The sequence below is a fragment of the Streptosporangium amethystogenes subsp. fukuiense genome, assembly GCF_042665875.1.
GTDB classification, from domain to species: Bacteria; Actinomycetota; Actinomycetes; order Streptosporangiales; family Streptosporangiaceae; genus Streptosporangium; species Streptosporangium fukuiense.
The window spans coordinates 8,920,719-8,935,275 of sequence record NZ_JBHTEE010000001.1; the positions used below are offsets into that span (position 1 = coordinate 8,920,719).

Annotated in this window: 10 protein-coding genes; 3 read left to right on the top strand and 7 right to left on the bottom strand. The window is 69.1% G+C overall.

The window, feature by feature from the left end; genetic code table 11:
• Positions 1–92 precede the first annotated feature (92 nt).
• The 3 genes from glgB to ACFQVD_RS39645 form a co-directional block, all read right to left on the bottom strand.
• Positions 93–2,399 carry a 1,4-alpha-glucan branching protein GlgB gene (glgB, locus tag ACFQVD_RS39635; RefSeq protein WP_343973028.1) on the bottom strand — a complete coding sequence of 769 codons (2,307 nt, stop codon included), beginning with the start codon at positions 2,397–2,399 and terminating at the stop codon, positions 93–95.
• 159 nt (positions 2,400–2,558) lie between these two features.
• Entirely contained in the window at positions 2,559–3,770 is a 1,212-nt protein-coding gene (locus ACFQVD_RS39640) for a copper amine oxidase (RefSeq protein WP_343973025.1), read from the bottom strand.
• A 3-nt stretch (positions 3,771–3,773) separates the two neighbouring features.
• Entirely contained in the window at positions 3,774–4,448 is a 675-nt protein-coding gene (locus ACFQVD_RS39645) for a hypothetical protein (protein WP_343973022.1), read from the bottom strand.
• Positions 4,449–4,986: 538 nt separating this feature from the next.
• On the opposite strand from ACFQVD_RS39645, the gene ACFQVD_RS39650 reads away from it, so the two are divergent.
• The gene (locus ACFQVD_RS39650) at positions 4,987–7,434 is read left to right on the top strand and encodes a M14 family metallopeptidase (RefSeq protein ID WP_343973019.1); all 2,448 of its coding nucleotides are present in this window, start codon (positions 4,987–4,989) and stop codon (positions 7,432–7,434) included.
• 167 nt (positions 7,435–7,601) lie between these two features.
• Here the strand turns inward: ACFQVD_RS39650 and ACFQVD_RS39655 are convergent, their stop codons facing one another.
• Positions 7,602–8,099 carry a GNAT family N-acetyltransferase gene (locus tag ACFQVD_RS39655; protein WP_343973016.1) on the bottom strand — a complete coding sequence of 166 codons (498 nt, stop codon included), beginning with the start codon at positions 8,097–8,099 and terminating at the stop codon, positions 7,602–7,604.
• A gap of 222 nt (positions 8,100–8,321) precedes the next feature.
• Between ACFQVD_RS39655 and ACFQVD_RS39660 the strand changes: the two genes are divergently transcribed.
• Both ACFQVD_RS39660 and ACFQVD_RS39665 read left to right on the top strand, forming a co-directional pair.
• Positions 8,322–8,696, top strand: a complete 375-nt coding sequence (locus ACFQVD_RS39660) for a hypothetical protein (RefSeq protein ID WP_343973013.1) — start codon at positions 8,322–8,324, stop codon at positions 8,694–8,696.
• A 317-nt stretch (positions 8,697–9,013) separates the two neighbouring features.
• Positions 9,014–9,349 (top strand): TraR/DksA family transcriptional regulator, encoded by a 336-nt coding sequence (locus tag ACFQVD_RS39665; RefSeq protein WP_343973010.1) that lies wholly within the window; start codon positions 9,014–9,016, stop codon positions 9,347–9,349.
• A gap of 96 nt (positions 9,350–9,445) precedes the next feature.
• Here ACFQVD_RS39665 and ACFQVD_RS39670 read toward each other — a convergent pair whose 3' ends face one another.
• From ACFQVD_RS39670 to ACFQVD_RS39680, 3 genes are all read right to left on the bottom strand, one after another.
• Positions 9,446–9,607: a hypothetical protein gene (locus tag ACFQVD_RS39670; protein WP_343973007.1), complete on the bottom strand. Its 162-nt coding sequence runs from the start codon at positions 9,605–9,607 to the stop codon at positions 9,446–9,448.
• A 101-nt stretch (positions 9,608–9,708) separates the two neighbouring features.
• Entirely contained in the window at positions 9,709–14,136 is a 4,428-nt protein-coding gene (locus ACFQVD_RS39675) for a caspase, EACC1-associated type (RefSeq protein ID WP_343973004.1), read from the bottom strand.
• Positions 14,120–14,494: an effector-associated constant component EACC1 gene (locus ACFQVD_RS39680; RefSeq protein ID WP_343972999.1), complete on the bottom strand. Its 375-nt coding sequence runs from the start codon at positions 14,492–14,494 to the stop codon at positions 14,120–14,122. The genes ACFQVD_RS39675 and ACFQVD_RS39680 overlap by 17 nt, the downstream gene beginning before the upstream one ends.
• Between the last annotated feature and the right edge of the window lie 63 nt (positions 14,495–14,557).

Consider the following 14,557-nt stretch of genomic DNA (forward strand, 5'->3'; position numbering starts at 1 on the left):
CACTTGGCGGGCGGGATCGAAGATCACCACGCCTCGCGATCTTGAGGGTAGAGGAGTATTCGATACTGTGTGCGAGTGTTGTTGAGTTGTGATCAGGCCGGTTCGGCCTCCTCGCGTTCCTCCGGCTCGTCGGCGGGCGACTCGGTCGCGGCCCGCCTCTCCGGTCGCTCCCGTACGATCCGCACCGCGCGCTCGTCCGCCGCCGGTTCCGCCGTGGACTCCACGGGGGACTCCACGGCGGACTCGGACTCACCCGGGTGGCGCAGCCAGAGGGCGCCCAGCGGCGGGACGCGCAGTGTGGTGGAGTACGGCAGGCCGTGGCGCTGCTCCTCGACGGCCTCGACGGCGCCGAGGTTGCCCACGCCGCTGCCCGCGTAGTCGTAGGCGTCGGTGTTGAGCACCTCCTCCCACCGGCCGGGAAAGGGCAGGCCGAGACGGTAGTTCTCGTGCGGGGCGCCGGAGAAGTTGGCCACGCAGGCCACTGCCGAGCCGTCCTCGGCGTAGCGGAGGAAGGAGAACACGTTGCCCTGGGCGTCGTCGGCGTCGATCCAGCGGAACCCTTCGGGGGAGGCGTCCACGCTCCACAGGGCGGGAGAGTCCTTGTAGACCCGGTTGAGGTCGCGGACCAGCCGCTGCACCCCCCGGTGCCCGTCGAAGTCGAGCACCCACCAGTCGAGCCCGCGCTCCTCCGACCACTCCGAGCCCTGGCCGAACTCGCCGCCCATGAACAGCAGCTGCTTGCCCGGGTGGGCCCACATGAAGGCGAACAGCGCGCGCAGGTTCGCGAACCGCTGCCACTCGTCACCGGGCATCTTGCCGAGCAGCGACCCCTTGCCGTGCACCACCTCGTCGTGCGACAGCGGCAGCACGAAGTTCTCCGAGTACGCGTACATCAGCGAGAACGTCATCTGGTGGTGGTGGTATTGGCGGAAGACCGGCTCGTGCCTGAGGTAGGCGAGCGTGTCGTGCATCCAGCCCATGTTCCACTTGAACCCGAAGCCGAGCCCGCCCAGGTGCACGGGGCGTGAGACGCCCGGCCACGCGGTCGACTCCTCGGCGACGGTGACGATGCCCGGCGCCTCCCGGTAGGCGACCGCGTTCATCTCCTTGAGGAACTCGACCGCGTCGAGGTTCTCCCTGCCGCCGTACTCGTTCGGCGTCCACTCGCCCTCGCGCCGCGAGTAGTCGAGGTAGAGCATCGAGGCCACCGCGTCGACGCGCAGCCCGTCGACGTGGAACTCGCGCAGCCAGTACACCGCGTTGGCGACCAGGAAGTTGCGCACCTCCCTGCGGCCGAAGTCGAAGATGTAGGTGCCCCACTCGGGGTGCTCGCCCCGCGCGGGGTCGGCGTGCTCGTACAGCGGGGTGCCGTCGAACCTGGCCAGCGCCCAGTCGTCCATCGGGAAGTGCGCGGGCACCCAGTCGACCAGTACCCCGATGCCCGCCTCGTGCAGGCTGTCGACCAGATGGCGGAAGTCGTCGGGAGAGCCGAAACGGGCGGTCGGCGCGTAGTAGGACGTCACCTGGTAACCCCAGGAACCGCCGAACGGATGTTCGGCCACCGGCATGAACTCCACGTGCGTGAACCCCATGTCCACCACGTAGTCGACCAGTTCGACGGCCAGCTCCCGGTACGACAGGCCGGGGCGCCAGGAGCCGAGGTGCACCTCGTAGACGCTCATCGGCTCGCGCACCGCGGCGCCGCCGGCACGGCGCCGCATCCACTCCTCGTCCCGCCAGCCGTACTCCGACTTCTCGATCACCGACGCGGTCGCGGGCGGTGTCTCGGTACGCCGGGCCATCGGGTCGGCCTTGGCCCGCCAGATCCCGTCCGAGCCGAGGATGCCGAACTTGTAACGGTCGCCGGGGCCGAGACCGGGGATGAACAGCTCCCACACGCCCGACCTGCCGAGCGAGCGCATGGGATACGCGGTGCCGTCCCAGTGGTTGAAGTCGCCGATGACCCGGACGCCGCGGGCGTTGGGCGCCCACACGGCGAAGGCCGTGCCCTCGACGTCCTCGTGCCGGATGACCCGCGCGCCGAGGGTCTCCCAGAGCCGCTCGTGGCGCCCCTCGCCGATCAGGTGCAGATCCATCTCGCCCAGCGTGGGCCAGTGCCGGTAGGGGTCGTCCGTCTGGTAGGGCTCGGCATCGGGGTAGGCGATCCGGAGCCGGTAGTCGGGGATCTTGTCGAGGCCGGGGATCGTCACCGCGAAGACACCGTGGGCCACATGCCTCATGTCGTGGGCCCTGTCGTCCACGAGGGCCTGGACCTTCTGTGCCAGCGGGCGCAGCGTCCGTATCGTCACGCCCTCGGGACCCTGGTGCGCCCCGAGGATCGAGTGCGGATCATGGTGCGCTCCGCCCGCGAGCCGGTCCAGGTCCAAGTGCGCGTTCATGAGTCAACTCCCGTAGATCGATAGCCCCTACCTTGCCCTACCCGGGTCTCTCAACCCATGCCCTTGTCCACTATCACCATGCGTGTGAGGAAAAGGTGCGGAGCCGAATGGGAGAAAAGTGACGATCGCCAGCTATGTGGAGCGTGCCGGAACCGGGCGTCAGTACGGGTTCTTGGCGGTGACGTCGCGGGGGGTGATGCGGAATCCCTGCCAGTGGCTCGGCATCGGGTCGGCGTCCTCGTCGCGGGGGACGTGGTGGTAGCCGACGTTGACCCACAGGACCGGGTCGGTCAGTCGCTCGCCGTTGGTGTAGCGGTCGACGGACTTGGCGCACCGGGGGGTCGGGTTGACGCTCGCCAGGCGCTCGCAGGAGCGGTAGTCGGTGACGTAGAGATCGGCCCGGGTGAAGGCCTCGTCGGCGGGGCCCCGGTACTGGGCGCTGTCGGAGTTGTTGATCTCCCAGGAGACACGGTGCCCGTCGGCGTTGCGCACCTTGCGGTCCACCACCCGCCACCAGCGCATCGGCCTGCTGACGGCCTTGGCCTCGGTGCCGAACGTCGTCCGCTCAAGCCGCCGGTTCGCGGTGCCCGAGCCGCTGAAGTCGTACTGCTCCACGACGTCGTCGGCCCGGCCCGCCACGTCGAAGTCCAGGCGCCAGAAGATGTTGTGGGTGTGGCTCGCCTCGAACCTGTCGTCGCCCACCCCGATGGGCCAGCCGTGCTCCGGCGTGGTGGTGAAACCGGCGAGTGACCCGGTGGCCCCCACCCGCGGGGTGATCGCACCGTCGTCGGAGAAGGCCCATTCGGCCAGGTAGGTGTACCAGCCGACCTGGAAGGCGGCGAACACCACCAGGTCACGCCCCTGGGCCGTCAGGTTCGGCTGGTCGGGGACCGACTTCAGGTACGCGTGGCCGCGGGCCCTGGTCGTCACGCAGACGAACTGCTCGCGACGCTCGCCGAGCGGGCAGTCGGCCGCCCGGAGCGGGATGGCGGTGTAGCCCAGCGACCCGATGTCGTGGTAGCGCGGCCGGCCCCTGTCGTAGGGCACGTGGATCTGGGCCAGCGAGGTGCTGCGCAGCACGGCGATCGCCCGCTGGTTCCTCGGTGTGTAGACGACCCTGGTCAGGGTCAGCCCCTCGACGTTGCGCATCTCCCAGCAGAGCTGCCAGCGCGCCCCGTTGGGCAGGGTCTTGTCGATCCGGTACGGCGCGTTACACGGTGCCGTACCGGGCTGCGCGGCGGTCGTCTCCGCCGTCTCGGCCGGGGCGCCGGACGGCGCGCCGGGCGAGGGGAGCGGCGGTATCGGTGCGGCCTGGGGGGCGGTGAGGGTTCCGGCGAGCAGGGCGCAGGAGAGGGCGAGGCGGAGGAACACTGATCACCACTCCAGGGTGTGGATCTTCTTGGCGGACAGGTCGACGACGAGCCGGCTGGTGTCCAGCCAGGTGCCGTCGGGCAGCCGGACGAACAGCCGCAGGCACCGGTGGGCCTCGCACTGCCTGGCCGGTCCCTTCTCGCCGGACGGGGTGAAGATCAGCCCGCGCAGCCCCAGATCCGCCGCCGACCCCAGCCGCCCGCCTCCCGCCCCGGCGTACGCCTCGCGTGCGACCTTGCCGTATCCCGGGTGGGCCAGCAGGAGCCCGGCGGCCGTCGTCTCCTCCTCCTTCGACGGCGGCGGCTGCACCCCCCGCGCCACCGTCTCCCGTACGACGGTGCCCCGGCCGAGGTCGACGGTCCGCACGATGAGCCTGTCACTGCCGTAGTCGTAGAGATACGCGTCGGCACGGCGGCGGTCCGAGACGTCCTTGTCGTCGTCGCGCTCCACGTAGAGCAGCTTGATCCGCCCCGCGGCCAGGTGCGACCTGGAGCCCGCCGACGCGATGGCGGTGGCCTGGGCGACCTCCTGGCCGGTCAGTGGATCCTCCCATGCGGGCATCCGCGGGGCGGACCGCGCCGCCTGCGACCCCTGCTCGCCGGAGACGAACAGCAGCGCGCCGGCGACGACGGCCACCCCCGCCCCCGCGATCGCCGTCACGATCAACCTTCGCCCCATGAGCGCCCTCTTTACTCACCGTTGACTTTTCATTGCGAAGGGTAGCGATCGGGGAGGGGGAGGGCGGGTCTAAAGGCGTATTGCGTTTTTGGTGGGTGTTACCGAGGTTTGCGGAACTTGATGGCCTTTTGCTCCGCGAGGCCTGGGGGAACCGTCCCGGCCGTCCGGGGTGCTTCACCGGCGGGTGCCGATCCGGTCGGCGGTGGGGGTGACGGGGTGCCGATCGCCAGGATCGCACCCGGTTGCGATAGCGACATACGGCCACTAATGGTCATAAACCGCCCAAACACCCATCAATTACGTGATGCACTTACTTGACGGGCTATTGATCTTTGCTATATACCACAGTTCTGGGCTGAATGGCATAAGTCACATATAACCTTCATGTGAATATTTGCTTACAGAATTTAAGTACGCCTGATATGCCGTTTTGGGGCCTTGACGAATATTCGACCTCTAGCGAGGATTCTTGCCAATTGCGCACTTCATTCCAGAATGACCAACTATCTGGGGTGTGCGCGAACTGGAGGAATTTTTCATGAGGAGCCCCCTCAACGGGAGGAGAGCCGGTCGCGTCGCGGTCGTACTCGCCCTGCCCCTTGCCCTCAGCCTCAGCGCGATGCCGGTACTGGCCGATCCGGCGCCGCAGACCAGTGAGGTCGCCCCCGACCGGCAGTCCAGCACAGAGCAGAACGGCGTGGCGCTGCTGCGCGTCATCGTTCCCGACCAGGAGTCCGTCGAACGGCTCAACGACATGGGCGTCGACCTCGCGGAATACAAGAAGCCCGTCGACGAAGGCCTGGAGGTGCACGCGGTACTGAGTCCAGAAGAGGCCCAGGGACTGCGCGACCTCGGCATCGACGTGCGCGACGCCATCTTCGACCAGACCGATGTGGCCGAGAACAGGGTCGCACGGCAGGAGGCGCTCGCCCAGGCTGCGGAGGCGGCGGCGGACGTCGACACGCTGACCCCGCTCCGCGCCGAGTGGTTCACCAGCCTCGACAACGAGCACTTCCTCTCGGTGGAGGTCAAGTCGAGCGCCATCGACGCGCAGACCGTGCTCACCGCCACCTGGGACAGCGGAAAGGACACGGCCCCGGACTCGGGCGGCACCACGACGATGTCGCGCTTCACCGACGCCGGCCAGTACATGTACCACCGGTTCAACTCGCCGCTGGCCCTCACCGCGGTTCCCACCAAGGTCACGATCACCAGCAACCGGGGTGGCTCGGTCACGGTTCCGGTGACCAAGTGGCTGGGTGAGAAGCGCAAGGCGCCGAGCAAGCACTACGTCGCGGACTTCGTCGACCGCTACATGGACCCCACCGAGCTCACCGGCCGGATCACCGCCCTGGCCGCGGAGTTCCCGAAGATCACCCAGATCGTCGACCTGCCCAACAAGACGAACGGCTACCGCCGGGCGGCGCAGGCGCAGTTCGGCACGGCCACGGCGAGCACGTTCTACGTGAGCTCGAAGGCCTACGGGCACGAGGGCGGCAACGACATCAGTGTCGCCCTGGTCAAGCCGGACACCGCCTCGGCCGCGCTGAGCGTCTCGGTGAGCGGTAAGGACGTCGTGGTCAACCTCGGCACGGACGCGTCCGCCGCGATCAACAGCACCGCCAAGGCGGTGGTGGACGCGCTCAACGGTAACGCCGCAGCGTCGGCGTTGCTGACCGCCGCCACCTACCGGGGCAACGCCGGCGCCGGTCTCGTCGCCGCGGCCGCGGCGACGAAGCTGACCGACAACCTCAAGGCGCCGGCGACCGTCTCGCGTGACCCGTTCCAGATGAAGGCGCTGCGCATCGGCAAGAAGCGCGACGGCTCGAAGGTCGGCGTGTTCCTCTACTGCCAGGAGCACGCCCGCGAGTGGGTGACCCCGCTGGTCTGCCTGGAGACCGCCGAGCGGCTGGTGCGCAACTACGCCAAGGACGCGGAGACCAAGAAGCTGGTCGACAACCTCGACATCTTCGTCATGCCCACGGCCAACCCCGACGGCGGCCACTACAGCTTGTACGACTACAACTCGCAGCGCCGCAACATGACCAACCACTGTGATGTGACCAACGGCGACCCGGCCCGGCGCAACTCCTGGGGCGTGGACCTGAACCGTAACTTCTCGGTCGGCTCGGTGTTCGACGGCTACAACGGCGCCTCGACGACCTGCACCAGCGACACCTTCGCGGGCCCGGCCGAGCTGTCCGAGCCGGAGGCGCGCAACCAGGTCTGGCTCACCAACCAGTTCCCGAACATCAAGTTCGCGATGAATACGCACTCCTACGGCGGCTACTTCATGTGGCCTCCGGGCGCCTACAAGACCGCGGGTCGCGAACTGCTGCCGCGGGTCGACTACGGCACGGAGAACTACTTCTGGAAGGCCTCCGACCACATCCTCTCCGCGGTCCAGACCTGGCGCGGTACGGGGATCTGGCCGGGTCGCACCGGTCCGGTGACGGACGTGCTGTACTCCGCGGCCGGTAACAGCGCCGACGAGCACTGGTACAACCGGGGCATCATCGGCTGGGACTTCGAGGTCGGCGCGGACGTCTACAACCCGGAGACCAAGCGTTTCCAGGCGGTCGGCTTCCAGCCGCCGTTCGCCGAGGGCCACGAGGAGGCGATGGAGTTCGCCGCCGGTCAGATCGGCATCCTGGAGATCGCCAGGTCCTTCTCCGACGACAAGAAGCAGCCGAAGTCGGAGCTGAACGTGACGGGGCAGACCGGTACCTCGGCCACCTTCACCTTCAAGACCGACGAGCCCGCCAACGTGTACTACACGCTGGACGGCAGCCGCCCGACGCTGAACTCCACCAAGCTCGTCGCCGCCGGAATGCGCGAGAGCGCGCAGCAGATCACGATCGACAAGACCACCGAGGTCCGCTGGTTCGCCGTCGACATCGCCGGCAACGTCGAGAACAACTACAAGCCTGACGGCAACGGCAAGAACTACCGCACTGAGAAGGTGAAGGTCGGCGACGCCCGCTGACCCCGCCTGACGCCCGCACGGCCGCCGGTCCCCCCGACCGGCGGCCGTCGCCCGTTCACAGGCCGTTGGTCGCCGAAGACGAACGGCCGGCCCTGCTCGCCCGCCCGCCGCGAGACCGACCGCCTTCGCCAGGGGCTCCCGCGTCCCCGTCCGCGGCCGGAGCCCGTCTACTCTCCGGGCACGCCCGGCAGGAGATCCCACTCCTGCCAGGAGATCTCCCTGCCGGGCCAGCGGACCGAGGCGTACGGCCACGCGTCGCGCAACCAGGCGCGGACCACCGGCTCCAGTTCCTCCTCCAGGCCCGTGCCCTCCTCGTCGGCCCGCACCCAGAACGACACGTCGGCGTCGGCCCCCTGCCTTTCCGGAGGATCGATGTAGACGCAGCCGAGCAGCCGGGACCCCTCCGGGTCCAGCACCGCGTAGTTGAACGATCTGCGCAGCAGCGCCTCCTTCTGGTGCCAGGCCAGATCGATCAGGTTGTCCTCCAGTGTCATGTCGTCGAGCGGCCAGCCGCCCCACAGCGGGAAGCGCTCCCGCAGCCGGGCGGCGCTGCTCATCACGGCGTCGAAGTCACGCACCGCGTCGTGCACCGTGATGGGCCGGATGCGGAACCGGTCATGCTCCACACCTGCGGGAATCTCATGGGTTCTTGGTAGGAACGACATACGGAACAGCCTGACGCGCCCGTCTTGGCACCTGCTGAACTCCCGCTTGCCGGAACTCGGGGCCGGGTCCGGACGGTCTTCCCGGCCTTCCGGGCCTCCCGATCTTCCCGGGCGGATCGGCCGGGCCGTCTCCACCGCCTGCCGGCGCGGGCAGGCAGGCGAGTCCAGGGGCACCGGGCTGGGCATGTGCCTGTTTTCGCTGGTTGGGCTATGGTCGGCAGCATGGCGACCTCGTGGCGAACCCCACGTGAGTCCACCGCCCTGTCCGTGGTGGTGGGCTTGGTTCTGGCCGCCCTCCTGCTCGCCGCCCTGGCCCCGACCTCGTACGGCGGCGGCCCCGCCCTGCGCTCCCCCGGAGCGACCGGCGACGTCTGGGAGCCCGGACACTGGCTCGAACAGTCGTCGACCATGCCGCGGGCGTCCGCCGGCGCCTTCGAGCACATGCCGGCCCTCCGGCGGCTGCACCAGCGCTCCGCCTCCGATCTGGCGAACCTGCTACCGCTGCTGTCCCCCGCGTGGCGGGATCCGGACATGGTACGCAGCCCCCAGCTGGCCACCCACCGGACCTCGGGCTCGCGCAGCCCGCCGCTGATCTAGCCGATCCATTCCCCTTCACCTGTCGGGCCACGCGCTCGACCGGCGGGTGGCGTACGCGCGCCGGTGTTCACCGAACACCCGGGTGCGCGCTCTGCCGTCCGCCGTGTCCGCGTGTCACCGGACAGAGCCGTGGAACGGCCGCGACTCTGTGCACACCCCCGCCCCGGCCGATACCCCGCAGGTTCCATCGGGCCGTACCCCGGCCCGTTTCACGCCATGTCCGCGAGGCCGTGACCAGGCCCCGCCGGGCGAACTCGACGACGAGCGCGGCCAACTGCGCCGCTTGGCGTTCTCAGCTTTGGAAAGGACTTCCGATCATGTCAGTCAACAGTGAGGGCACCCGTCTCAGCAGCGTGCAGGCCCGGATCATCCGCGAGGAACTGGACGAGCAACTCCTGTGGCGTACCACCCGGGTGAACGAGCTCGAAACCTCGGTGGAGGACGGGGAGGTCGCGTCCCGGCAGGACGAGCTCGTCGCCCTCGCCGCCGCGGGCCGCGATCTCGCGGAGACCAGGCGGGCACTGGAGAGCCTTGACGCCGGTACCTACGGCCGGTGCGCCGGCTGCGACGCGGACATTCCCTTCGAGAGGCTGAAGATCCGTCCGCTCGCCCGGTACTGCATCGCCTGCCAGCGGCGCCACGAGGCCCGCTGACCCCCGGCGGCCCCGCTCGACGTCCGCCGGGCGGGGCCGCCACACCGGCTGGGAGATCGGCCCGGTGCCGGATCATCGGGTGTTCCAGCGGATCGTTTACGTGATATCCCGCCTGAGCGGTACCGCGACGGCGACGGCGGTGGCGATCAGGGCATAGGCCGGCAGTACGGCGGCGCCGAGTGGCGCGGAGAGCAACGCGGTGGCCGAGGTGCCGGTCTGGCCGGCGATGGCGTCGGCCGGGTAGGTGAATCCGGACACGGAACCGCCCTCTCCATGCCGTTCGGGACCCGGGCATCGGGCGGTACGGCGTCTTCGGCGGGCCGGCCTGGCAGGAGGCGGGGGCGGGCCGAGGCGGCCGCCTACCTGATCCCCGCCGCGCTTTTCGGGCAGATCCCGCGGTAGGACGATTCGGGGATGAGTCTCGTCCACTCCTCCCTTGAGAGGGTGGTCCCCACCCGGGCGCACAGGGTGATGATGGCCTGCTCGGGGTCTGTGGGAAAGGCGGAGATCCAGGTCTCCTCGTCCTCGGTCCTTCCGGTCGTGTACAGAATGGACCCATCGGGGGCGAAGGTCACGTCATCTCCCGGGGTGGTCAGCAGGAGACCCAGCTGGTGCCGGCTCGCGACGTCCCAGATCCGCACGCCGTCGTCCGCCGCGACGGCGAGCAGATCGTCTCGGCTGGAGAAGGCGAGCGAGTCGACGCCGTTCTTGTGGCCACGGAGGCTGAGCCCGACTCGGCCGAATGTGGTCGCGTCCCAGAAGGTGACCTGGCCGTCGTTGCCGCCGACGGCGATCAGGTCGCCGCCGGGGCTGAAGGCCAGCGTGCTTGTCTGGTTCGTCTCCGGGCCGAACTTCTCGGGAAGGATCTTGCCGGAGGTCAGGTCGATCGCGTGTCCGGGGTAGGTGCCGAGCGCGAGCAGATGGCCACCCGGTTGGAAGGCCAATGCCCCGGTGGGCCTGTCGATGTGATCGACCTTGATCGAGTGGAGCTGCCGCCCGGTCGCGACGTCGTACAGCAGGACCGTCTGCCTGGGCTTGGTGTCGTCACCGGTGACGAAGGCGATGCTCTTTCCGTCGGGGCTGAACGTCATGCCGTGGAGAAAGTACTGCCAGCGTCCGTACGGCGCTTCGCCGGGTAGGTCGAAGACCACCGGTGCCTGGCCCGTGGGTTTGGTCAGCGTCACGCGGGAGCCCTTCTGCAACGCCACGATCCGTGCGCCGGGTCCGACTTCCAACGTGTCGAAGGCGTCGTTGGGGATCGACCCGATCGGTTTGCGGCTGCGTGAGTCGAGCAGGGTGGTGGTTTCTCCCACGGAGACGACCGTCGAGCCGTCGCGGCTCAGCGACGCCTCTTTGACGATCGCCGGGTGGGTGTCGGCGCGCAGGTCAAGGGTGAGTACGGCACCGTCGTCGCCCACGAGCCTGAGCGAGGAGGCGTCCGGAGTGAACCGGAAGTCGAAGACCTCCTCGTAGGCGGGCTTGTAGCGCTGGAGCAGGGTGTGATCGGCGACGCGCCACAGGCACACGGCTCTGTCGTCGTCGAATCCGGCGAGGAAGCGCCCATCGGAGCTGAAGCGCAGCATGGCCACGCCGACTCCGTCGTAGTCGTTGACGCTGTAGCCGTCGACGCCGTACTCGTCCTCGACGACCCGCCCGGTGCCGAGGTCCCACAGTCGCGGGCCGCTACTGTGGCCGGCGACGGCCAGGTACTTTCCATCGGGGCTGAAGGCGATTCCCAAGGTGTCAGTGTTTATCGCCTCGCTTCCCGCCGACCTCGTCCGCAGAGTGAGACGTTTCTTCGCCGAGGCCAGGTCCCAGACGACGGTGTCCGAGTCCAGGCTGAAGTAGGCCGCCAGCCGGTCGTCGGGGCTGAACGCGACCAGTCGCCGACTTGAGTAGGTTCTGTGGAGCATGACCTGCCGGGCCACGTCCCAGACCTCCAGATCGAACGTCAGCCAGTCGGGCTCTCCCCTGTCGAGAACCAGTCGTTTTCCGCCGGGACTGAACTCCACCGCCTCGACCCCGGAGCCGAACTCGGCGCCCATCTGACGGCCTGTTCCGGTGTCCCAGAGTCGTACCCGGCCCTTTTCGGTGACGACCGCCAGCGTGTGGCCGTCCGGACTGAGCGTGACGGTCTTGAACGACCTCCCCGCTGAGGCACCCCTGCTCATCGGTACGGTGACGTCCGATCCGGAGCCGCTCAGCGTCCGCAGCCGTCTGCCCGTGGCGGCGTCCCAGACGCCGCCGCCGTCCGGTCCGAAGGTGACGAGTTCCGTGCCGTCCCGATTGAACTCGTACACGACCGCGCCGGGGACGGTGACCACTGACCGTTCCAGCTGATCCAGCGCCTCGTACAGGCTGCCCCTGGCCTCCGGAACCTGCCCGAGCCGCCAGGAGGCGATGCTGAGCAGGGTGGCGTTCACCGGGTCGGTGGGCCGCAGGACGCCTGCGCGAGCGGCGACGAGGCTGGCGACGACGCGATCTCGCTGGGCGACCGCCTCGGCGGTCTGCTCGTCGGCCACCCGGCGCCGGCTCTCGGCCAGACCCGCGGCCGCCAGGGCGACGACCAGCAGTCCCGACAGAACCGCCAGGGTCAGCCGGCGCTGCCGCCCCCGCCGCCTCATCAACGCCGAACCCGCGTCGAGGAACGCCTGCTCGGTCACGGTCAGCGTGACGTGGTGGCGCAGGGAGTCGCCCTCCCGGCGGGTACGAGCCTGCTGAGCCGCAAGGAGACGGGTGCCCTGGTAGAGGAAAGCGGGATCGCGGTCATGCCCGGCCCATTCGCGGGCGTCCTCACCGAGCTGCTGAAGCACCAGCAGGGTGGCGCGGTCCTCCTCGATCCAGAGACGTAGCTGGGGCCAGGCGCGGATGAGGGCCTCGTGGGTGAGCTGCACGCTGTCCTCGTCAACCGTCACCAGCCGGGCGTGGACGAAGTGGTCGAGGACCTGCCGTGCCTCGACGTGCCCCGGCGAGGCGGCCGGTGGAAGCAGGTCGGCCAGAGGGATCGTTCGCCGGGTGCTCTCGGTGTCCTCGCCGAGCCGCACCAGGCGGGGCAGGAGCCGCCGGGCGATCCGATGGCCCGCGGAGTCGAGGCCCTGCAGGGTGGTGTCGGCGGTCTGTGCCAGCGACCTGGCGATTCCCCCGGTCTCACGGTATCCGGCCAGGGTCAGCGTCCGTCCCTCCCGGTTCTGCCAGGTCGCCAGCAGGGCGTGGGAGAGAAGGGGGAGAACGCCTCCCATTCCCATCGCGCTGAGCTGCGCGCCGGTGCCGAGATCCTCCAGGAGGAGGTCGACGAGCCCGTCCTGGAGGATCAGCCCGGTCAGCGCGGCCGGTCCTTCGACCGCCTCGCTCAGCTGTGCCGTCGTCATCGGGCCGACGACCAGGGGGTGATCCAGGGCGGACAGGAGTTCCGGGTGGGCCGTGCAGTGTCCGTAGAAGTCGGCCCGCACTCCGATGACGACCACGGCCGGGGCGTCACCCTCGGTGCCGACGGATACGGAGTGCAGTGCCTCGACGAAGATTCGACGCTGGTGTTCGTCGGGACAGGCGGTGAAGACCTCCTCGAACTGGTCGACGATGATGACCGGACGTTCGGTCCGGTCGCCGAGGATCCGCACGAGCGCCTCACGGAGATGACCGGGCTGATCCTGGAGCCGTCGCCGGAACTCCTCGGGAGATGAGTCGCCGAGAACGGCGAACCGCTTGGCGAGCATGCCCACCGGATCGTCACCGGGGCTCAAGATCATGAACCTGCTGCCGGTCTCGCCGGAGTGCGATCCTCGCTGGAGAGCGGGGACCAGACCGGCGCGGAGCAGCGACGACTTGCCCGACCCGGACGGCCCGATCACCACGAGCGGCCCCGCCTGGGACGGATGTCCGGTCACCCGGTCGACCAGGGCGGTGATGAGATCGGTGCGGCCGAAGAAGAGTCCGGCGTCTTCCGGGCCGAACGCGGCCAGCCCCCGGTAGGGGCTGAAATCTCCCACCTGTTCTCTCGGGTCTTCGGGGGATCTGCTCCGGTAGGCGGGATTGGGGACGATCGGCTGCCGGTCTCCGTAGTCGGCGGCCTGGCGCCGAGGCCGGGGAAAACCCTGCGCGGGAAGAGTGCGCGACAGTGACCTGTAGAGATCGTCCAGGGTCAGCAGTGGCGGGGCCGTGGGGTCTCCATTGGTCAGCAGGTGGATGAGGGCACCGGTGAAGGCGGTGTGCTGCTGTCCCTCGGGCGCCCACGCGGCCTCGTTCCTGTTGGTGGAGGTCAGGAGATACATGCCTTGCCGGGCGGTGTCGAAGACCTGATCGATGTCGGCGCGGCCGGTGGTCCCCTGTGCTCGTCCGGCGAAGCAGCAGTCCAACGCGATGAGCGTCAGGCGGGCCGGGGAGCCGGCGACGACCTCCCGGACGACCGAGTACGGCAGGGCCTGGTGGCTGGGAATCCCCTCGGTGAGATCGACCGTCGAACGGGTGGCCAGATGCAGCTCGTTGTTACTGCTGACCAGGCCGTGGCCCAGGTAGTAGACGAACAACACGGCTCGCGCCCGCTGTGCCGCCTGGACCAGCGCGGCGCCGAACTCCTGCGGGCCGGAGGGATCGATCAGCACGGTCAGATCGGCCGGGTCCAGCCCCGCGTGGTCGATCAGGCACTGTCCGAGATCGCTGACGGTGCCGGGGACGGCGGGAACATCGGGCAAGCGGGAGCCGGTCGGGTATGTTCCCGAACCGACCAGAAGGACCTGGGTGCCGGGTGTGGCGAGCAGCAGGCTGAGAGGCGGTTCAGTCGCCGCCATCATGGGCCTCGGTGCTCTTGAGCACCTCGACCAGTTGCGTGGTGAGTGCCGGTTTCTCGACCAGATTCAGAGCTTTGACACCCTTGGCGGTCATCTCCACGCGAGTCTCGTTCTCACCGCGGGCCAGGGGCAGACTCACTTCTCCGCATGTTCGCAGCCAGGCGATCAGCACACCCGTCGGCGAGGCCCCCACCCCTCCCGTACCAAGGGCGACCTGCAGCCCGTCGACCACGGGACCGAGAGCATCGGGCGGCGGGTCACCCTCCCTGACCCGGACCTGTCCGCGCAGCTCGGGCTCTTCCCGCAACCAGGAGTGCAGGTTACGGAGTTCGTCCGCGGAGTTCTCGGCTGTGACAGTCACCGGCACGTTCAAATTGGCACTCCAGGATTCCTGGGCCCCCGCACCGCTACTGCGACCACCGCG